Source organism: Nocardia wallacei (assembly GCF_014466955.1).
Taxonomy (GTDB): Bacteria; Actinomycetota; Actinomycetes; order Mycobacteriales; family Mycobacteriaceae; genus Nocardia; species Nocardia wallacei.
Genome location: NZ_AP023396.1, coordinates 6,325,507 through 6,345,864, shown reverse-complemented (window position 1 = coordinate 6,345,864; position 20,358 = coordinate 6,325,507). Strand labels below are relative to the sequence as shown.

The 20,358-nt window shown below is 68.0% G+C and carries 18 protein-coding genes and 1 pseudogene; 4 read left to right on the top strand and 15 right to left on the bottom strand.

Features of this window, described 5'->3' with window-relative positions; translation table 11 throughout:
- Positions 1–7 precede the first annotated feature (7 nt).
- The 3 genes from NWFMUON74_RS28240 to NWFMUON74_RS28230 all read right to left on the bottom strand — a co-directional run bounded on the left by NWFMUON74_RS28240 (position 8) and on the right by NWFMUON74_RS28230 (position 3,765).
- The gene (locus NWFMUON74_RS28240) at positions 8–1,582 is read right to left on the bottom strand and encodes a hypothetical protein (RefSeq protein WP_187684784.1); all 1,575 of its coding nucleotides are present in this window, start codon (positions 1,580–1,582) and stop codon (positions 8–10) included.
- Entirely contained in the window at positions 1,579–2,991 is a 1,413-nt protein-coding gene (locus tag NWFMUON74_RS28235; RefSeq protein WP_232110644.1) for a hypothetical protein, read from the bottom strand. The genes NWFMUON74_RS28240 and NWFMUON74_RS28235 overlap by 4 nt, the downstream gene beginning before the upstream one ends.
- Before the next feature lie 351 nt (positions 2,992–3,342).
- A complete protein-coding gene (locus NWFMUON74_RS28230; RefSeq protein ID WP_187684783.1) occupies positions 3,343–3,765 on the bottom strand; it encodes a VOC family protein in 423 nt (140 codons plus the stop codon).
- 109 nt (positions 3,766–3,874) lie between these two features.
- Between NWFMUON74_RS28230 and NWFMUON74_RS28225 the strand changes: the two genes are divergently transcribed.
- The gene (locus NWFMUON74_RS28225) at positions 3,875–4,849 is read left to right on the top strand and encodes a helix-turn-helix transcriptional regulator (RefSeq protein WP_187684782.1); all 975 of its coding nucleotides are present in this window, start codon (positions 3,875–3,877) and stop codon (positions 4,847–4,849) included.
- A gap of 40 nt (positions 4,850–4,889) precedes the next feature.
- On the opposite strand, the gene NWFMUON74_RS28220 is transcribed toward NWFMUON74_RS28225, so the two are convergent.
- The 6 genes and pseudogenes from NWFMUON74_RS28220 to NWFMUON74_RS28195 form a co-directional block, all read right to left on the bottom strand.
- Complete coding sequence (locus tag NWFMUON74_RS28220) at positions 4,890–5,894, bottom strand: small ribosomal subunit Rsm22 family protein (protein ID WP_187684781.1); 1,005 nt, start codon at positions 5,892–5,894, stop codon at positions 4,890–4,892.
- A gap of 128 nt (positions 5,895–6,022) precedes the next feature.
- Positions 6,023–7,450, bottom strand: coding sequence for an ATP-binding protein (locus NWFMUON74_RS28215; RefSeq protein ID WP_187684780.1), 1,428 nt, complete (start codon positions 7,448–7,450; stop codon positions 6,023–6,025).
- Positions 7,447–8,136: a response regulator transcription factor gene (locus NWFMUON74_RS28210; protein ID WP_187684779.1), complete on the bottom strand. Its 690-nt coding sequence runs from the start codon at positions 8,134–8,136 to the stop codon at positions 7,447–7,449. The genes NWFMUON74_RS28215 and NWFMUON74_RS28210 overlap by 4 nt, the downstream gene beginning before the upstream one ends.
- A 24-nt stretch (positions 8,137–8,160) precedes the next feature.
- On the bottom strand, positions 8,161–8,529 hold the full coding sequence (locus NWFMUON74_RS28205) for a hypothetical protein (RefSeq protein WP_187684778.1): 369 nt from the start codon (positions 8,527–8,529) through the stop codon (positions 8,161–8,163).
- Positions 8,530–8,671: 142 nt separating this feature from the next.
- On the bottom strand, positions 8,672–9,808 hold the full coding sequence (locus NWFMUON74_RS28200; protein ID WP_187684777.1) for a glycosyltransferase: 1,137 nt from the start codon (positions 9,806–9,808) through the stop codon (positions 8,672–8,674).
- A 201-nt stretch (positions 9,809–10,009) separates the two neighbouring features.
- A pseudogene (locus NWFMUON74_RS28195) lies at positions 10,010–12,119 on the bottom strand (acyltransferase family protein).
- 175 nt (positions 12,120–12,294) lie between these two features.
- Between NWFMUON74_RS28195 and NWFMUON74_RS28190 the strand changes: the two are divergent.
- The 3 genes from NWFMUON74_RS28190 (at position 12,295) to NWFMUON74_RS28180 (ending at position 15,575) form a co-directional block, all read left to right on the top strand.
- Complete coding sequence (locus NWFMUON74_RS28190) at positions 12,295–13,800, top strand: MFS transporter (RefSeq protein WP_187684776.1); 1,506 nt, start codon at positions 12,295–12,297, stop codon at positions 13,798–13,800.
- 141 nt (positions 13,801–13,941) lie between these two features.
- Positions 13,942–15,000 (top strand): 2OG-Fe(II) oxygenase family protein, encoded by a 1,059-nt coding sequence (locus NWFMUON74_RS28185; protein WP_232110642.1) that lies wholly within the window; start codon positions 13,942–13,944, stop codon positions 14,998–15,000.
- Positions 15,001–15,068: 68 nt separating this feature from the next.
- Entirely contained in the window at positions 15,069–15,575 is a 507-nt protein-coding gene (locus NWFMUON74_RS28180; protein ID WP_187684775.1) for a DUF6879 family protein, read from the top strand.
- Here NWFMUON74_RS28180 and NWFMUON74_RS28175 read toward each other — a convergent pair.
- The 6 genes from NWFMUON74_RS28175 to NWFMUON74_RS28150 all read right to left on the bottom strand — a co-directional run bounded on the left by NWFMUON74_RS28175 (position 15,512) and on the right by NWFMUON74_RS28150 (position 20,331).
- The gene (locus NWFMUON74_RS28175; RefSeq protein WP_187684774.1) at positions 15,512–16,414 is read right to left on the bottom strand and encodes a phytanoyl-CoA dioxygenase family protein; all 903 of its coding nucleotides are present in this window, start codon (positions 16,412–16,414) and stop codon (positions 15,512–15,514) included. The genes NWFMUON74_RS28180 and NWFMUON74_RS28175 overlap by 64 nt on opposite strands.
- 50 nt (positions 16,415–16,464) lie before the next feature.
- Positions 16,465–17,355, bottom strand: coding sequence for a phytanoyl-CoA dioxygenase family protein (locus NWFMUON74_RS28170; RefSeq protein ID WP_187684773.1), 891 nt, complete (start codon positions 17,353–17,355; stop codon positions 16,465–16,467).
- Positions 17,356–17,433: 78 nt separating this feature from the next.
- Complete coding sequence (locus tag NWFMUON74_RS28165; RefSeq protein WP_187684772.1) at positions 17,434–18,783, bottom strand: cytochrome P450; 1,350 nt, start codon at positions 18,781–18,783, stop codon at positions 17,434–17,436.
- Positions 18,780–19,235, bottom strand: a complete 456-nt coding sequence (locus NWFMUON74_RS28160) for an ester cyclase (RefSeq protein WP_232110641.1) — start codon at positions 19,233–19,235, stop codon at positions 18,780–18,782. Before NWFMUON74_RS28160 ends, NWFMUON74_RS28165 begins: the two co-directional genes overlap by 4 nt.
- A gap of 19 nt (positions 19,236–19,254) precedes the next feature.
- On the bottom strand, positions 19,255–19,527 hold the full coding sequence (locus NWFMUON74_RS28155; RefSeq protein WP_187684770.1) for an acyl carrier protein: 273 nt from the start codon (positions 19,525–19,527) through the stop codon (positions 19,255–19,257).
- Positions 19,528–19,536: 9 nt separating this feature from the next.
- On the bottom strand, positions 19,537–20,331 hold the full coding sequence (locus tag NWFMUON74_RS28150) for a cupin-like domain-containing protein (RefSeq protein WP_187684769.1): 795 nt from the start codon (positions 20,329–20,331) through the stop codon (positions 19,537–19,539).
- Between the last annotated feature and the right edge of the window lie 27 nt (positions 20,332–20,358).

The window sequence follows — 20,358 nt, the reverse complement described above, 5'->3', positions numbered from 1 at the left end:
GCACCGCCTAATCCCGCACCGACGCCGCGTCGACCAGTGCGGCGTGCAGGACCTTGGCAGGTGCGCCTGCCCGCTCACGATGCAGGACGACCTGGGCGAACGCGGCAGCCACCGCTCGACGCGCGTCGAAGCCGGTTTCGCCGGGACCGCCGGGCAACTCGGCCCGCCAGCTCCGATATCCGCGCAGCAGTTCGGCCAAGGTCGTGTATCGTCCCGCCGCCACCCGCATGTACTCGGCGATCAGGGTGCGCTGGGCGGTCCGGCGGGCGACGTCACCCCCGGCGTCGTTGAGTGCCAGGCCGAGTTCGCGCACGGTCGCCGCGTAGACCGCGGACGCGTCGGAATCGGTGGGGGATTCCGGTGTTCCGGTGTCGCCACTCGGTTCGCGAGCGACCCGCTGGTCGAGCGTGATCGACCGGACGGTGCCGGAGTCACGGGTTTCGCTGTGCCAGCGCACATTCTCGGCGTCGTCGTCCAGCTCCGCCACCGCGACGACGTCCAGTTCGATCGCCGGATAATCGGTCAGCACTCGATCGATGGCCGCGGCGAACTGCCGCACCGGGGCTTCCTGCAGTTCCGGCAGGTCGAATCCGACGACAGTGACGCCGTGCCGGTCGGCCAGCATCCGCGCCAGCCACGCGAAAAGCGGTGAGGCAGCGGGCTTTCCGGTCGATCGCCCCAGGTCGCGCGGCCGGTCACGTAGGCGCTCGGCGTCTTTCGGCGAACGCGGCGGCGCCCCCGTCCGCGGACTCGACGGGTTCTGGTCGGCCGCGGGCCCGCGGGTCGTTCTCGAAGGCGGTCCGGTCCAAGGGGTCTCACGTCCCGCACCGACTCCGGATTTGCGCCCGGGTGTCGCGTCGCGCCCGGCGGCAGCCGCGTTGCGGGGCGCGTCGCGCCCGGTGACAGGCGCGGACGCGCCGGTAGGCGGCGGCCCGCCCGCGGCACGGGGCCCACGGCCCGCATGCTCGCCGGACTTCCCACCGCCTCGAGCATCGGGAGCCTGCTTCGAGGGATCCGGCGATTGCCGGTCACTCTGCGGCGAGGAGGGCCGGCCGGAAGACCCATCGGGTATGCCGGACCCGCCCGGCGTGCCGGTCGACTGCGGGGCGGATGTGGGACCGGACGCCGACGGCTCGGTCGGCACACCGTCGCTGATCGCGGAATCGGTTGGGACAGCGGCATTCCTCGGCCCCTGCGCCGACGCGGGCGCGAACTGCGAGGCCGGTGGCGTCCCGGTGCCGTAGTCCGGAGCCACACCCGGCGACTCGTCGGCCGTTCGCCCGATGCGGTCCGCACCGCCGAGATCCTGCGCCTCGAAGTCGGCCGCGGCGTCCCGTATCTGGCGGGCCGCCCCGCGCAGGCTTTCCTCCATCGCCCGCAGGCCCGCCAGCAACTGATCGGCGTGCGGGGTGAAGTCCTTGGCGAACGCCTCGCCCAGATCGTCGTCGCCCCAGCAGCCCTCCGCGGCGGCGAGGCCGTGCCGCAACCCGGTGTAGGTCCGGCCGACCCGGTCGCCGAGTTCGGCCAGCTGCGCGCCGTCGTGCCGCAGGGCGTCGGGATCGAGCCGAATGTCCTCGCTCACGCCGGCCCCTCCGGCGCGACGAGGCCGTCCCGGCGGAGCCGGAACCGTCGCTCGAACTCGGCCGCGAACTCCGCCTGCGGCACCGACGATGTGGACCGCTCGACCACGCCGTCATCGGCGACGTAGAAGACCGCACGATCCAGTGCGATCTCCCCGGCGGGCACCGGCGAACGGACCGCCCAGCCCGCACCGAGCCGTTCGGCGCTCAGGGTCGACAGCGGGTACCCGGCTGTGTCGTAACCCTGCCGGAGAATGTGCTCCCGGACGAGGGCGACCGCGTCGGCCTCGGTGATCTCGTCCGCCTCCTCCGCGGCCAGGCCCGCGGCCACAAATTGGAACAGGGCGCCGTCGATATCGATGTCGTCGTCGTAACCGAAGACGCGGGTGAGCGTCGCCCGGGTCACCGTGCCGGACTGTGCGGCGTCCACCAGCTCCGCCGCGGTCTGCTCGGCCGCGTCTCCGCGCTCGGCCGCCAGCTTCCCGACGACGCCGGCCACCGCGTCGACCGTCCACACGGCCGGCACCGCCGGCGCGCACTCCGACATCGGCGCGGACTCGCCTCGATACCATCGCCCCGCCTCCCACCAGTAACAGAACGACAGCGTGCCGGTCGCCGCCCGCGGGTTGAGCACCGGGTCGGTCACCCAATTGGGCGCGCCCGCAAAGAGTTTCGGCGCCGCCGCACCGTCGTTGTAGACCGCGTCCAGCACCGGCGCGTTCCAGACGCCGCCCGACAGCACCGCGCGTTCGCCGGGCAGCAGGGTCAGGGTCGAACCGCTGCGTCCCGCGCTCTCGAACACGCCCGTCGACGGCCCGATTCGCGGTCCCCGCCGCGATCCGACCGCCACGAAGGCCGCCGCCAGCACCGCCCACCGGGCCCACAGCACCGGGAGACCCGGCAGCTCGTCGGGCACCGGCACCGCGCGTACCCCGGCACTCCGGTCCGCGCGTGCGTCCGCCGCGGCCTGCCGCGGCGGTCTCGACGGCACCGCGGCGCGACCGATGTACGCGGCCAGCCACACCGGGAGCCGTCGGCGGGGATGGATCTCCAGATCGGCGCGATAGGCCTCGGGCGCGAACAGCTGCTCGCCGGGAAAAGGGACGGTCCCGTCGTCACGCACGGCCTCGACACCGTCGGCGTCCACCCGCACCAGCAGCCGCCACCACGGCCCGTCCCCGGAATCGGCCGACGAGGCACGGTGCCGGCGCACCGCGTCCCACACCGCGTCGGACACCGGGCACCGGACCGACCGCGTGCCGTCGTCGGCCAGCAGCAGCGCCGACTCGCAGACGACGGTCATCGCGAACCATGCCTCGAGTCGCCGCCATCCCTCCGGCGCGAATTCGGCCAGCCCGCCAGCGATCTCCGCGACCAGTCCGGCCGAATCGGCGTCACTGCCCCCGGACACGCCACCCTCCAGACTCTGACGACGCGCGTGTCCGCGCGGCCGGTTCACCGGCGCGCCACGCGGTCCACGCAGAGATCATGAGCCATTCCCCGGATACGCTCGGTCGGTTGGTCATCAGCACACACGTCGTCAGCATGACGATTTCGCTGTTCCCGACGCGATGCAAGGAGGTATTTCCATTGATGGGGACCTCGTTCGAGTGGAGGGGCAGTGCGCGCCTCACCGGCGCCCGCCCACCCTCACCGCTGTCCCTTACATAACCCTTGCCGTTCCCTTGCGCCGTGCTCTTCCAGTCTGACTACCTAAGTAGCCGAAACTCATCGGTACTGCCGAAGCGAGATACCGCTCGGCTCAGTCGCGCTGGGCCGTGATGTTGAACATCCAGCCGATGCCGAAGCGGTCCACGAGGGAGCCCGCTTCGTCGCCCCAGACCTGCTTTTCCAGCGGGAGGGTGACGGTGCCGCCGACGGACAGCTTGTGGAAATAGTCGCGGAGTTCGCCGTCGTCGCCGCCGAGGAAGACCGCGATGTTGTTGCCGGGACGGTAGGGCGGCTGGCCCGGCCGGTCACCAGGGCAGTCCCAGCCCATCAACGTGTAGCCGGCCGGGGTGTCCAGCCGGGAATGCATGATCTTGTCGGCGTCGGGCGCGTCGGGGGAGCCGAAGTCCGCGACGGTTCCCAGCTCCAGCTCGCCGCCGAAGACCTGTCGATAGAACTCCATTGCCTGCCGCGCGTTGCCGTCGAACATCATGCACGGATTGACCTGAGATCCCACGTGGACGCTCCTTCGTGATGTGCCCCTCGGGCTGTCCGAGGGTCGCGGGAACCAAGATCTCGGATAATCACGACATCTCCTGTCGTGATTACTGGTAAGTCTTTTCGGTATGCGCGCCGACCGCCTGGTCTCCCTGGTGCTACTGCTGCGCCAGCGCGGACGCCTGTCCGCCGGTGTGCTCGCCCGCGAGCTGGAGGTGTCCACCCGCACCGTGCTCCGTGACATCGAGGCGCTGTCCCTGGCGGGCGTCCCGGTCTATGCCGAGCGCGGCCGATACGGTGGCTTCGCCCTGCTACCCGGATTCCGGACCGAACTCACCGGCCTGACCGACGACGAGGCACTCGCCCTGCTGGTAGCCGGATCCCGGCGGGGCGCACAGGCTTTCGGCCTCGGCTCCGCGCTCGCCTCGGCCATGCTCAAGGTCGTCGACGCGTTGCCGGAAAGCAATCGGAACGCCGCGGCGGGCGTGATCGAGCGGCTGCTCATCGATCCCGAGACCGACCTGCTCTCGCGCCGATTCGTCACCGAGGACAGGCACGACGAGACGATGGTCGAGATTCGGCGCGCGGTGTTGGCCGGTCGCAAACTGCGCATCCGCTACGCCGCCGCCGGTCGATCACCGCAGCCGCGCACCGTCGACCCGATCGGCCTGGTGACCGTGCGCGATACGGGTTATCTGCTCGCCACCCACGCCGGCGCCGATCGCACCTACCGGCTCTCCCGGATCTCGGCGGCCGAAGCGCTCGAAGAGCCGGCGCAGCGACCCGACCGGGTCGACCTCGACAAGATCTGGCAGGAACGCAGCTTCCGGTTCCGCCATGGCGACGACCAGGTCACCGTGCTGGCCAGAGTCGACCCGGCGCGGCGCGAGGAGCTGGCGGCGACCGCGCTGACCATCCATTCGGCGGATACGGACCCGGACGGCCGACTGCGGATGGAGGTGACCTTCCAGGACGCCAGGCACGCGGAGTGGGCGCTCTGGCAGCTCGCGACCGGCGCGGAAGTCGTTGCCCCGCAATGGCTACGGGCCTCCCTGCGCGATCGCGCCGCCGACATGGCGGCCCGCTACGCCGCGCGACCGTGAGAACGGTGGTGCCGAGCAGGCGAGAGTACCGCTGCCGGAATCAGCGGGTTCGCACCGCGGGATCGGCGCGGACCGGTGGCCAGGCGTCGCCCCACTCCGCATCTCTGGCCTGCCGATACGTCCGGCCTTGCCGTTTGGCGACCAGGGTGGCCGCGACGCCGGCGTCCGGCTCGCACACCTGCATCGTGACGAGGCCCTTGCGTTTCAGCGGATGGCGCAGAATCCGGCCCGGCGCCTGGTCGTGGGCGGTGCGTGCGGCGACGACATAGGAGAACTTCTCGTCCTCGTAGCCCAGCTCGCCGCCCTTGAGCCGCCGGTGCAGCGCGCTGCGGTTGACCCGGGCGCTGAAATGACACCAGTCCGCACTCCCGGCCAGCGGGCACCGACGCTGATGCGGGCAGGGGGCGATGACCGTCAGCCCGGCATCGATCAGGATCTGGCGTGCGGCAAGGACTCTGCGGTATCCGTCCGGCGTCCCCGGCTCGATGACGGCGATCACCTCGGTGCCCTCGGCGGCGCGCTCGACCAGCGCTGCCTGATCGGCTTGCGACAGTTCACTCAGCACGTAGGACACCGCGACCAGGTCCGCACCGCCCAGCGGCGCGGGGTCGGTGACCGTGGCCCGCCGCCAGCTCGCCGACCGCACCGCCTCCGCCGCCGCCTCCGTCGCCAGGCGGCGGCCGAGCCGCAGGGCGTCGTCGACCTGGTCGAGCACGGTGGCCCGGGACAGCGACGGGAACCGGTCCGCCGCGGCCCACAGCGCCGCCCCGGTCCCGCCGCCCACGTCGAGGAAGGTCTGCGGGTCGAAGCCGGGCACGAGTTCGGCGAACCGCCCGAACACGCTGGACACTGCCGCCCAGGTCGCGGGCATGCGGTAGGCGGCGTACGCGGCGACATCGGCGCCCGACGCGAGAATGGGTGTCGCGGCGGGCCGGGGGTCTCGATAACGGGAGATCAGCCGCTCGACCGACGCGGCCAGCTGCCGCTGCGGAACACCCGCGCAAGCCCGATCCAGCCCCTCGACGAGTTCGACAGGCAACTCCACCCCGAATGCTCCTTACCGTTTGGCCGGGCCGTCATTCTGTCATGCGGACCTGCGACGTCGGCCGACGCGGACGCGGATCCGCGACGGACACGGGACGGCTTCTCGCCGCGCGCCGAGGGTGTCCTGTGTCAGCGATCGCGGGGTGTGTCGCGCAGGGTGACGCGCAGGCGGGTACCGCCGAGCGGGCCGTCGGCGAGTTGTGCTGTGCCGCCGTGCAATCGGGCCTGCTGGGCGACCAGGGCGAGGCCGAGGCCGCTGCCCGCCGCAGTGGTGTCGCCGCGGGTGAAGCGGTCGAAGAGGCGGTCGCGGTCACGGTCGGGGATGCCGGTGCCGTTGTCGTCGACGGTGAGTTCGATGTGGTCGCCGGCGCGGCGGGCGATGATATCGATGCGGGTGGCGTGGCCGTGGCGGACGGAGTTGGTGACGGCGTTCTCGAGGATGCTGCGCAGGCCCCCGGGGAGGCCGCGCAGGCGCAGGGATTCGGTGACGGTGGAGTCGACGGTGACGTCGGGGTGGGTGCGGTGGGCGTCCTCGACGACCTGGTCGATGAGGTCGTCGAGATCGACGTCGTCGAAATCGTCGGCCGTGGCGAGTTCGCCCAGGGCCAGGCGTTCCAGGGCGACCAGGGTGTCCTCGACGGAGCGTTGGGTGGCGAGGATGTCGTCGAGGATCTCGTGGCGCTCGGGTTCGGGGAGGTCCATGGTGCGCAGGACCTGCAGATCGGTGCGCATCGAGGTGAGCGGGGTGCGCAACTCGTGGGCCGAGGTGGCGGCGAAGTCGCGGGCGGCGGCCAGCGCGTCGGCGGTGTGGTGGCGTTGCTCCGCGATGCGCGCGAGCATGCGGTTCATGGCCGCGGTGAGTTCGGCGGTCTCGGTGGTGCCCTGGGCGGGCGGAACGTCCAGGGACAGACGGGTTCCCACGTCGGCGGTGGCGGTGGTCAGCTTGCGGAGCGGGAGGACCGCGCGGTGGGCGAACAACCAGCCGAGTCCCGCCGCGATGGCGATCGCCGCCGCCCCGACCGCGAGGATGCGATCGCGCTGATCGGCGACGGTCTGCGCGAGGGTCTGCTGGGGGACGCTGGCGGCGAGCAGGACGGGGCCACCGGGGGCCGTCTGAGCGGGGACGTCCCAGGTGAGGTGGGAGTCGGGGACGTCGTCGCGGTGGATCAGGAAGAGGTAGCGGCCGGGGGGTGCGGGGAGGTGAGCGGTCGAGTCGGGTGGCGGGGGTGGGCAATTCACGGCGTCCGCAGGGCCCGCGGGGCCGGGTTCAACCGAGGTGGAGCCGTCCGATGCGCTCGGGCGGCCGGGCGCCGTCCGGCCCGGCGCCGAGATCCTCGGCGGGGGCGGGGGGATCGAATCCGGGAGCGGCGCGGGGGAATTCGGATCGGCGGGAGCGACGGCGGTGATGCGCAGCGAGCGCACGGCCTTGTCGACCTGTTGTTCGGTGCCCGAGGGGGCGAGGGCGAAGAAGGTCGCGCACATGGCGGCGGCGACGAGGGTGGCGGCGGTCGCGCTCGCGAAGGCCACTCGAGTACGCAGGGACACCGGACGTTTCATGGTTCCACCCGCAGGACGAAGCCGATGCCGCGGACGGTGTGAATGAGGCGCGGGCCGCCGGTGGCCTCGATCTTGCGGCGGAGGTAGGCCACGAAGACGTCCACGACCTTGGTCTGGGTGCGAAAGTCGTAGCCCCACACGCGATTCAGCAGCTGCGTGCGGCTCAGGACCTGGCCGGGAGCGGCGGCGAGTGCGGCCAGCAGGTCGAATTCGCGTTTGGTGAGGTCCAAGGGCCGGTCGTCGAGGTAGGCGCGGCGGGCGGCCGGCAGGATGGTCAGCGGGCCGACGACGGTGCGCCCGGGGTCCGCGGTCGGCGCGGGGACGCGGCGCAGCAGGGCGCGCAGCCGGGCGGCGAGCTCGCCCAGATCGAAGGGTTTGGTGAGGTAGTCGTCGGCGCCCGCCTCGAGCGCGCCGATCCGGTCGACGACCTCCGAGCGCGCGCTGAGCACGCAGATGGGGATGTCGTTGCCGAGCGCGCGCAGCGCGGTGACGACCTGAACCCCGTCCAGGCGCGGCATATTCAGATCCAGGACCATGGCCGCGGGCGCGTCGGCGGCGATGGCGGCCAGCGCGGTGGCCCCGTCCACGGCGGTGTCCACCTCGAAACCCGACAACCGCAGCCCGCGTGCCACCGAGGTGAGCACGCGGGCGTCGTCGTCGACCACGAGGACTCGACTGCTCGTCACGACTCGACGATAGCGACGCGCGGGTCAGCGACGGGAGCAGGTGATGATGTGGTGGCCGGCTCCGTCGACGTCGTCGCGCTCGATGTGGACCTGGCCGGGCCCACCGGACGCGCACGGGCCGGGGCCGCTGGGCGCGCCGTCACCGGGGGCGACGATGACCACGCGGCGTCCGTCGGGGCCGTTGAACTCGCCCCGGCCGTCGGGACCGATGACGATCCGCTGTCCATCGGGGCCGATCATGAAACGCTGCCCGTCGGGGCCCACCTCGACCTGCGGCGGTGCGGGCGGGCCGGGCACGGGTTCGGCGCCGGCCACGGCGGGCAGCGCCAGCGCCACGACGGCGGCGCCGCCCGCGAGAACGGTGGCGAGGCGGCGAACGGTGAACAACGACATGGGTACGACTCCTGCGCTCGGGGACGATGTTTCGTCCGATCTGTCGAACGCCGTCGACGTTATGAGCCCAGTGCTGGAGGACCGTTCGGTAACGGTTAGGGAATCGATAGAAACGCTCCGGCCGCGTTCTGCTCCGCGCCGGTCAGCCGACCGTCCGGCCGCGTGCGGTGGCGCACATCGACTCGAGGAGCGACAGCACCGTCTTTCCCGGCGTCGGGTCGCGATCGGCGGTGTAGGTCTCGAAGGCGCGTTGCCCCATGGTTTTCCAGTCGTGGCGGCCGTCCCAGGCGCGGTCCAGCGCGGCGGCCAACGCGTGGGGGCGGTCGCCCTCGGCCACGTAGCCGTTGACGCCGTCGATGATCAGGCGGGCGTTGTCGCCGACATCGGTCACCAGGCACGGGCGCGCGCAGAACATCGCTTCCATGATCGCGATCGGCATGCTCTCCTCCCGTGACGGCAGTACCAGCATGTGGTTCTGTGCCCAGACGGCTCGCATATCGCTCTGAAATCCGGTGAGCGTCAATCGATCGGTGAGTCCGTAGAAGGCGGCCAGTTCGGTGAGGTAGGGGCCCGCCCGCCCTCTGCCGACGAAATTCAACGCCCATCGGCGGTTTTTCCAGACCGGGTCGGACAGCACCTCCAGCAGCAGGTCCTGGCCCTTCTGGAGTGGGCTCAGCCGAGCGACGCATGCCATGGTCGGCACAGCCGAGTCCGGCCACGGGACAGGTTCGGTGAGGTCGCGCCGAATCGGGCTCGGGACTACCACGCCGTGGTCGACCCTCGCCGCGAGGACCCGCTGTAGCGTTTTCAGGCTCCGGTGAGCGGGGACGACGAGTGCTCCGAACAGTCCGATCACCCGGCGCGCGCGCTCGCGCAGCGCGTCCGGCAGGATATCGGTTTCACCGATGAGCTGAATTGTGGCCGCCACCGGCACTTTCGCGCCTTCGATCAGGCCGACCAGGGAGTCGTCCAGCAGATGGCGCATGGAGCCGATGCTGATGAACAGGAGATCGGCGCGCGCCGCGACGGCCACCAGTTCGGCGGGGACCATCTCGGCGTGCATTCGGCCATCGGTGTCCGTCCATGACCTTCGGGGCAGTTCGGTCGCTCCCGATGCGACGAGTTCGTTCAGCGGCTCCGCGTATCCGCGGGGGTCCACGCGAGGGGTGAACCAGACCTCGTGGCCCGCGGCCAGCGCGGCTCGGGCCGTGTCGGCCCACAGCTCTTCGCTGCCACCCCAACCGACTACGGCCTCGACCGCGAGGATGACGATCTTCATGTGGCCGACTCGCGGAGGGCTCGGGTGGTGTGCGTGGCAGCAGCGCGTAGAAGGCCGGCAGCGCGCATACAACCCTCCCTGTGAACATCCGCCGCGAACGTAATACTTTGTCCCGCAAAGCAAATCGACGGGCAAGCGCCATTCACTGTGAGGGTACCAGCACTCACCCGCGGTGTCCGCGTGTCGGCTGGTTCCGAGCGCTCACCCCCCGTTCAGGGCACGGTCGACGAAGGCACTCATGACCGGAGCGAGGATCTGAGCGTAGCCGGGTGTGATATGGCTGTCGTCCAGGTACACGTTGCTGTTGCCGATCACCAGTGGGCAGCGCAGGCGGGTGCAGAACAAGGGGGTGAGGTCAGCGAAGCTGCCGCCCGCGGCGCGTACCGATTCCTGTTCGGCCGCAATGCCATCCGCGCGCACGGCGACCGTGCGGGCCGGTGTGCAGGTCACAACGTCGTCGAGATGTTCGGAAAGGCAGACCTGCGGGTCGGTGGGTGGTGTGGGAATCGCGCCGAGCAGCAGCACGGCCGCCCCCGTGTCGCGCAATTCGGAGACCAATCGGTTCACGCTGTCGTTCCAGGTCCGGCTATAGGAACCGACGCCGTCCAGCTCGGCGGTATAGGTTCGCGTCATAGCCACCACGACCAGATGTGGGTGTTCTTCGCGCAGGTGTGTCAGCAACCACGCACGCCATCGGTCGCATTCGAAGTACTCGCGCTCCAGGTCCGAGGAATGGATCGGCAGATCCATAGGCGGGCAGGCGGCCTTGGTCAACGTCTCCAATTGCCAGTGCCGCTGCTCGGCCAGCGGTTCGAAGGCCGAGAACCACATGGTGGCATTGGAATCGCCGATCAGTGCGACCCGGGTGTCGGCGTGCGGGTCTCCCGATACGCACTCGGGTGACCGCTCCGGCCGACGAGGAATCAGGCATTCGTTATCGAGAAGAGTCGGCTGATCACCCACAGGGGGAGTGAGATTCGATGGAGCGACACGCACCCGATCCGACGCGGCGATGACCGGCTCCGCCTGTGCCTCGAGGCTTCGCAACATCTCGTCCGGCCGATCAGAGGCGCCTGGTGTACCCGCGGCGGTCACGAATGCGAGTGGCGCGCCGCTGGGCCCGTGCGGGGCCGGAATGCGTGCACACGCGGTCAACGACACGGCCACACCGGCGGCCACTACGACAATCGCGGCGCCACACCCCAGACTTCGCGCGGGTGAACGCCGCAGCGCGTCCGCGAAGCGGAGCGGATTCTCGACCAGCCACCACGTCAATGCCGCGAGTCCAGCGGGTACCGCGATCGTGATCACCGTGCCGGCCGGCCCGAGCGGATGTCCGAGGATGACCGGGGCCAGCACCAGCACCGGCCAGTGCCACAGATACCAGGAGTCGGACACGCGGCCGACCGCCCGCACCGGAGGTAGCACCAGGATGCGAGTGACGCTGAATCGTGTAGCAGCGCAACCCGATGCGATCATCAGCGCTGCCCCTGTCGCGGGTATCAGTGCGGCGGTACCCGGGTACAGGGTTCCACGATCGAGCTGGACGCAGGCCATCGTTATCAGCACGAGTCCGAACCATCCGGCCAGCGCCGCAACCGGTTTCGCCGTGCGCGACAACATGGGCACCAGAAGTGCGACCAGACCACCCGCGGCCAACTCCCACGCCCGCGTCGGCAGCGAGAAATAGGCCCAGGGAGCCACCGTGTGTGTCCATCGCAACGACAGCCAGAACGACAGCGCGGCAACGACTCCCAGAACAATCAGATACGGCAGCGGCCCGGCCGATCCGGTTCGCCGGCTGGCGCACCGAGCAGTCACGACGATCAGCACCGGCCACAACAGATAGAACTGCTCCTCTACTCCGAGCGACCAGAAATGCTCGAACGGCGACGGATTTCTCGTCCCGATGAAGTAGTCGGTCCGCCGCAACGCGAACACGTAGTTCTCGACGTACAAACGCGCTCGCGGCCGCCTCGCGCATCAGCGGGCGTGCCAGCAGCGCCGGCAGCCAGACAACCACCGCGACAGCGGTAACCACGATCACCAGTCCGGCCGCGGGCAACAACCTCCGGGCTCGTGCACCGTAGAACCGGGCCAGCTCGATTCTGCTCTTGGCGGCGTCCCGATAGAGCATTCCGGTGATGAGAAACCCGGAGATGACGAAAAAGACATCCACACCGATGTATCCGCCCGTGATCCCGGGCACGTGAGCGTGGAAGCACACGACCGCCACGATCGCGATCGCGCGCAATCCTTCGACATCAGCGCGAAACCCCGCTGGGCTCGTATCCGGCTGGGTCGATACCACGACCAACCACGCTCCTTACTCGTCGCAGAGCCGAGTGTCCGGGTTGTCCAATTTCACGACATGGGCATACTCTTACCCATGACATAGCAAATATCTAGCTAACATGCGGGTGCTCGACCGTCCGGGCGAATCGCGATCGGTTCTGCCTCCTCCGGCGTAGGAAGCGGTAGATGGGATGACCCGTATCGATATCCGTGGGACCGCGCCGCCAGGTCGGGCACGGCTGGGCTTGGCGTTGGCGTTGCTGGTCCTGCCGGTTCTGCCGGTGTCGATGGATGTCTCGGTGCTGTATCTGGTGATGCCGACGGTGACCGAACAGCTGGGCCCGTCGGCTACGCAGCAACTGTGGATCCTCGATATCTACGCGTTCCTCGTGGCGGGATTGCTGATCACCATGGGGAACCTGGGCGACCGAGCCGGCCGGCGCCGCGTCCTGCTCGTCGGCGCGGCCATCTTCGGACTGGCCTCGGTGCTCGCGGCGTTCGCGCCGAACGCGGGTGCGCTCATCGCGGCCCGCGCGCTGATGGGTGTGGGCGGTGCGATGCTGCTGCCGTCGAGTCTCGCGCTGATCCCGAGGCTGTTCACCGAGCCCCGCGCGCGGGGCAACGCCATCGCCGTCTGGACGGCGGTCGCGGCGGTCGGGTCGGCGATCGGCCCGATCATCGGCGGTGTGCTGCTGCATCACTTCTGGTGGGGGTCGGTCTTCCTGATCAACACCCCGGTGCTGCTGGTCGTGCTGGCGTTGGGCCCGTTCCTGTTGCCCGAACATCGGGCGGGCGGGCGGGGACGGCTCGATCCGCCGAGCGTGGTGCTGTCGATCGCGGGGATTCTGTCGGTGGTGTACGCGGTGAAGGAGGCCGCCGCGGCGGGCATGACGGTGTGGACGGCCGTGGCGGGCGTCTTCGGCACGGTCGTGCTGCTGGTGTTCGTGCGGCGGCAGCGGCGGCTTGCCGAACCGTTGGTGGCACCGCAGTTGTTCCGGTACGGACGGTTCCGGCTCGCCGTGTCCGCCAGCCTGGTCGCCACCTTGTCCGGCGGCGGGATGGGATCGCTGACCAGCGTGTACCTGCAATCGGTTGCCGGGCGCAACGCACTCGACGCGGCGCTGCTCGGCATTCCCGCGGCGGTGGCGATCGGCATCTTCTCGATGTGCGGCGCCGGAGTAGCGCGGCGGCTCGGACTGCGCAACGCCTTCGTGGTCGGGCTCGGCGCCGCCGCGGCCGGTAACCTGCTGCTGCTCGGCACCGGCGTCGCCGGCGGAATCGCCTGGTACCTGGCCGGTTCGACCATCGCCGGCGTCGGGTACGGGATCGTGCTCATGCTGGTGCCCGACCTGGCCGTCGCCGCGTTGCCACCGGAACGGGCGGGCTCGGCGGTCGGCGTCACCGAGACCAGCCTCGAACTCGGCAATGCCCTTGGGCTTTCCCTGCTCGGCTCGCTCGCGGCGCTGGTATTCCGTTCCGGCGGCGATTTCGCCCCGACGCTCGGGGAGACGCTCGGGCGGACCGGCGGTGATCCCGCCCTGGCCGATGCCGCGCAGCACGCGTTCGTCACGGGTATGCACGTCGCCACCACGACCGGTGCGGGCCTGCTGCTCTTCGTCGCGGCTACGGCGATGCTGGGATCGCGATCGAAGCCGCGCGGTGCACGCGTGCGGAAATTCCCCGATCACCGACGCTGACGTAATTTATCGACCGCTATTGTGCTATTGACAGCCCAGCGGTGGTGATGCAATCTTGAATAAGGCTGTTCGATAATTCTCGAGTGCCGCTTCGAGTTACTTTCGCTGGGATGTCATCGTTGTTCGACAGGGGGTGCAAGCGTGCGTGGCAAAGAAACCGACGACGCGGTATCGAAAAATCTGAATTATTCCGAGTACACGCTCATCGAGAGTCCGGACGACAAATTCGACGACAATTTTCGGCCAGCGGTCTGCGACATGGCGGATCTGAACGGCGGGCCGGCGGAACGAGACCGTTTCATCGATGTCCTGGGCACTGCGATGGCGGACGTCGGGATCGCGATTCTGATCAACCACGGTATCGGGACGGAAGAGCTGAGGACCGTCGATGACCAAGCGCTGAAAATCTTCACCACGGTACCCGAGGAACGCAAATCGACGTTCGTGCCGACGGACTGCGCCTACGGCGAGCCCTATTACCTCGGGTACGTCCCACTCCAGGAGAGTATGCCCGCGCTGCCCCATGCGGTGGAAGCGTGGGAGTTCGACAGATCTGCGTTCCGAATCCCCGGCGAAGACGCGGGCAAGGCCCTCGGTTGCTGGCCGGACGAGAGGTTCGAAGCCGCATTCAGAAATCTCTGGCAGGCGTGCGAAGAATTGACTCCGCGGCTCGGCAGAGCGTTGCTCCGATATCTGGATGTCGATCCCGCGGTCTACGACGAGAAGATCTACCCGACGAACGACGTGCTGAGAATCAATCATTATCCGCCCGTCAGCGCTGCCGCCGGGAGCCTCGCCTCGCCGGCCCGCGTTCTCGCTCACGAGGACTACGGACTCCTCAGCCTGATGACGGCGAGTCCGGTCGAAGGGCTGCAGGTGTATCGCCCACGCAGCGGGGCGTGGAGCAGAGTCCACACTCCGGCCGGTTCTCTCGTCGTGATCAGTGGCCAATGGCTGCGGATCGTCAGTAACGATCAATTCCGCGCCTGCACCCATCGGGTCAGCGTGCCGCGCGAGCCCGTCCAACGGGCCGCGCCTCGGGTCACCGTCCTCTATACGCTGCATCCTTACGAATCCGCGATCATCGAAGCGTTGCCGGGGCTCCCCTCGAAATATCGGCCGACCAGCGGCAGAGAATTCATGACAGGGTTAGCTGGGCGATTGTCCGATAAGTTGTCCATAGGTGGTGGTGACCAATGATATTTCTTCCCCGATCCGACATTGCCGCGCTGTTCGACCGAGCCCGGTACCGAGCCTTTCAATTCGAAATGGAAGACGAACATGTCGTCAGCGACGAGATCGAACCGATGCGTCGCTACCAGGCGGGCCTGGTGCCGCTGGATCCGGACGACTACCCGATATTGTGGAAGGAATGGGAGGACCTGAGCGATGCGACCACCGCCCGCGGTGTCGCCATGCAGCGGGTCCGTGTCGTCACCGAGCCCCTGACCGAATACATTCGCTTTCTCCACGCGGTCACCGGGCGCAACGAAGCACACGGTGAGGATATTCGCTGGCTGCCGCGGCATTGGTTGCGGCCGGAGGACTACACCACCGACGAGTGGTGCCTGATCGACGACGACACGCTTGCCTGGACCTTGTTCGACGAGGATGATTTCGTGGGTTACGGCCTGACGCAAGATCCGGTCGAGGTCGCCCGCGCGATAGCGGTGCGCGACGCGCTGTGGGCGCGGGCTGTCCGGCACACCGATTACGTTCCGGGCGCTGGACAGGAATCCTCCCAGAGCACGGGGCAGATCTCGGGATCGCTGTAGTCGACGTCTCCGTTCGCCAGTCGGCCACACAACCGATCGTTGACATGCGACTGCAAATTCCCCGCTTCGTCGTAAACCCGTTGGTAGCGGTTCGCGCGATCCTGCATATGCACGATGAGTCCCACCCGGGGCAGGTCGCTCAGATTCGAGCCGCTGCCGTGAATCGTCATGCAGCTGTGAAAACTCACCTGCCCCTTGCGCAGCAGGAGCGGCACCCGACGAATCGGCATTCCGGTGCCTTCGAGCATGCTCTCCGCCTTCGCCGGATCGTCGCCGAGAAAGAATGTGTCGTTATAGCGAATGGCACGAATCTGCTCGGAATCCGGCCAGCGATGGCTCCCATCGATCATCACCACCGGACCCATGGACTCTTCGCAATCCTGCAGAGCGATCCACGCGGTCAGCAAGTTCGTGGAGGTGCAGGTATGCCAATGAACACGATCGGCGTGCCATTCGAGCGTCACCTCCGTGTGTGGCGACTTGTATATCAGGCTGCTCAACCAGAGCCTGATCTGACTCGTCCGCGCCAGCCGCGCCGCAATGGCTCCGATTATCGGCTGCAGCATGAAGCGTCCCAGACGGTCACTGGTCAGCGCGACGTGATCGTTGAATCGGATCTGGTGACCCGAGCCTTCGGTCCAATCGTCCATCTCGTCGAGTGTGATGGGCAGCTTCCGGTCGCGCTTGCCATTGTGATGAGCGGCCAACGCGGCCGATGCCGCGTCCACTTCCTCGTCGCTGAACAATCGCGGTGTGACGAACCAGCCGTGCTGCTGATAGAACTCGACATCGTCGTCGGATGGCAGCAACTTCTGTTCGGTCGATGATAATTCGAACATGGTACCTCTCCTCGCACGGCACAACTCTGCCTGAATGGGGACGACGCGTGCTATTCATCCCAGAGCACGGGGCAAATCGCGGGGTCGGTGTAGTCGACGTCGCCGTTCGGTAATTTGCGGCACATCCGATCGTTGGCCGCGGTGTACAGCTCTCCGGCGGGATCGTAAACCCGCTGGTAGCGGTTCCGGTGATCCTGCATATCGACCGTCGCTCCGATCCTGGCCCGGTTACTCAGATTGGGGCCGCTGCCGTGGACCGTCAGGCAGTTGTGAAAACTGACCTCGCCCTTGCGCAGCAATAGCGGGACGCGCCGGAGCGGCATTCCGCTGCGTTCCAGACGATCCTCCAGCATCGCCGGATCGGCGCCGAAGAAGGTTCGACCGAATCTGATCGCGCGTATTTCCTCGGTATCCGGCCATCGGTGGCTTCCATCCAGCATTATCACCGGGCCCATGGACTCGTCGCAGTCCTGCAGCGCGATCCACGCGGTCAACATTTTCGTCGAAGTACAGGTACGCCAATAGGCGCGGTCGGTGTGCCAGCCGATCGTGGTATCGCCTTCGGCGCGTTGTGGTTCCTTGTACACGATACTGCTCTGCCACAAGCGGATCCGGCTGGTTTGTGCCAACCGCGCGGCGACGGCCGCGACTATCGGCCGCAGCATGAACTTGCCGAGGCGGCGATTCGTCAGTGCGACATAATCGTTGAATCGGATCTGGTGAACGGCGCCCGGGGACCAATCGTAGAGTTCATCGATCGCGCCCGGCAGGGCGTCGTAATCTCGCTCACGCCGGTAATAGGCGTCCAACGCCGCCAGCGCATCGTCGATCGCGTCCTCGGTGAACAATCGCGGTGCGGTGAACCAGCCATGCTGCTGATAGAACTCGACATCGTCGTCGGACGGCAGCAACTCTTGTTCAGCAGTTGTCAACTCGAACACCGGACACCCCTTTCAAATCGGCAGTACGACCGTCCGGACGCCGTGCTATGGCTGTCCGGACAAGACCATCGGGCGCGGTCACCGACCGGCCCGGCGGTCGAGCAGGCGCAGACGCAGTTTTCCCGGGACCAAGGAGACGGACAGTGGGGGACGGATATGCGTACCGGGGATGGTCCGCACCTGCCAGCGACTCGCGATGATCGCCAATGCCAGAACGACCTCGGTCATCCCGAAGGCTTCGCCGATGCATTTCCTGGCTCCGCCACCGAAGGGCAGCAGGGCTCCGAGAGGTGGCGTCGCGCGGTCCGGCAGCCACCGGTCGGGGTCGAAACGGTCGGGATCGTCGTAGAGGTCGGCTCGACGGTGGATGAGGTACGGGCTCAGGGCGACGGTGCTGCCGGCCGGCAGATCATAGGGCCCGAGCCCGGCCGCGGCGGTGACCGTGCGGGTGAAGAACCACGCCGGAGGGTAGAGGCGCAGGGCTTCGGTGGCGATCCGGCTCGCCAGTTCCAGTCGCTCGATGTCGCCGTAATCGGGCTCCCGTCCCGACAGCACGCTGTCGAGCTCGGCATGCAACCGCGCCTCGATATCGGGATGGCGCGCAAGCAAATACAGCACCCACGCCAGCGCGGAGGACGTGGTCTCCGTGCCCGCGACGAAGAAGGTCACGACGGCATCGGTGACGTCGTCGTCGGTTGCGCCGTCGAGGCCGCTCTCCCGGTCGTGGACCGACAGGAGCGCCGAGAGCAGATCCCCGTTGTCGACGCCGCTCGCGCGGCGATCGGCGATGATGCTGTTCATCGTGTTCCGTAACCGCCGATTGGCCTGGTTGTACCGCCGCGTGCCGGGTATCGGCAGGCGGGTGACCGCGTCGGGCAGCAGGGTGCGTTGGAAAGTGCCGTCGAAGGTGGCGGTGAGATCGCTGATCACCTGGTTCAGTACCCCGGCGGGGAGGGTGCTGGAGAACATGGTGGCGCCGAAGACCCTGGAGGTGATGGTGAACATCTCGGGGCATACGTCGAGGACTTGATCGGCTTGCCAGCCGTCCACGACCTCGGATATCCGAGTAGTCATGGTGTGCGCGTAGCCCGCGACACGTTGGGAACGAAAAGCGGGCTGGGCCAGGCGTCGCTTGTGCCGATGTTTGCTGTGCGTACAGGTGGCGACGCTTTCGCCCAGCCACTCGCGTTCACGTTCCAGGAACAGACCGCCCTTGTCGAAGGTCCGGTCGTCGACCAGGACCTCGCGGGTCAGCACGGGATCGCACACGACGACCGCGGTCTTCGGGCCGAGCCGGATTCGCACGACGTCGCCGTGTTCGGGCAGCCGAGCCAGAAAGGCGAAGGGCTGCTTGAGGAATGGCAGCAGATGGCCGACCACGGGCCTGGCGCCCGGCGCGGTCGGTATCTCGCGGGTGAGCTCTGTCATGAGATGCCGGGTTTCCCTTCATAGACCCCGGGGCCGTCGCTGCCGACGGCCCCGACCTGGCGCAGCCAGCCGAACCAGTCTTCGAGGCCCCAGGACCGGATCACGAGCCCGTCGGAGATCTCGTGGAATTCATGGATCCGGATCCGGACGGCCTTTCCGGTCGCGGGTACGCCGAGCCACTCGCCTTCGTGTACACCGCGCATCTCCCCGCGGACCGCGACCATCCCGTTGCCGTCCTCGCCACGTCCGTCGACGACCGTCTGCACGACGATCGTGAATTGGGAGAAGGCGTGATTGACGGCGGCAACGAGACGTTCGATCCCCGCACGTCCGGACGCGGGCCCGGAGGATGCGTCACCCCATTCGGGCGCCATGACGTCGTCCAGCAGGGCGACGTCGCCACTCAAACCGCGGTAGAGCGTCTCGATCAAGTCGTCGACTGGTCTGGTCACCCGCGCGCTCCTTCCGCAGCTATTGCTTCCCGTTCGGTGCGGCCAGGAGCTTGTTGACGTACTCGAGCGCGAGGCGCGGCGTCCGGAGGATCTCCACGGTCTCGTTCGGTAACAGCGTCGGTATCGGGACATGCCATTCGCGCTGGATGCGTTCGGCCAATTCGATCGTGCCCAGCGAGTCCAGCCCGAGGTCCTCGAAGGGCTCATCGAGTGTTTTCTCGGTGAGCTCCAGATCGGCTCCCTCGCACGCCCGATACAGTCGACTCAAGTCATCGAGAACGAACTCTTTCATCAGTGCTCCTCAGCCGGTGGATTCATGGCAGGTACACGCGGTTGCGCGGTCGAGATGCGCGAGATGCGAAAGCTGGCGTGCTGCCACCCGGATCGCGCACAGCGTGACGTGTCGGTAGGTGCCGAAGAAGCCGCTCAACAGGATGCTGGCCGAGCGATTGTGCACTTCGTGCCACCAGTGATCGGGCACGTACAATGCGTCGCCGGCCGCCAGATCGACTTCGTACAGGCTTTCTGCGTAATTCGATGCGGCGGCTATATCCGAAAGCGGGACGGCCGACAGGCGCGCCCACGGATCGTATTTCGCTGATAGCGCACCGGCCCCTTCGACGAAACCGGGAGGCGCTATGCGGAACCGTTTTTCGCCGCGGATCAGTATGGCGATATTTCCGAGCAGGTCGTAGTGCGCGCCGGTGCGCGCCCCCGCGGGACCCACCCAGACGCCCGGAGGCGGGGCGACCACCCGACGCGGGAAGAGCCGCTTTCGCGGGGATATGTCGGCGTCGAGGTGTGGGAATCTGCGCAGGAGGTTGAATTCTTTGAGATACAAGGGCACTTCGCCGGAATCGCCCTGCGCGAGGTGCTGCATGTACGCGCCCAGCGTCGACCGGGTGAAATGTGTCGCGGCGCTCTCGCGATCCCCTCGAACCAACTCGATGGGCAACTCCGGCCGCAGTTTTCCCAGGAAGTCGAAATCCCAGCGCCGCACGGCCGGCCAGCCCGCGGCGAGCTTCGGGAAAAAGCCCGGCTCGCGTCTGGCGATATATTCGCGCAATGGCGCCGTCGCGGCTGGTAGCTGCCCCATTCTTGCTCCCCTTCGATCCGGCCTCGT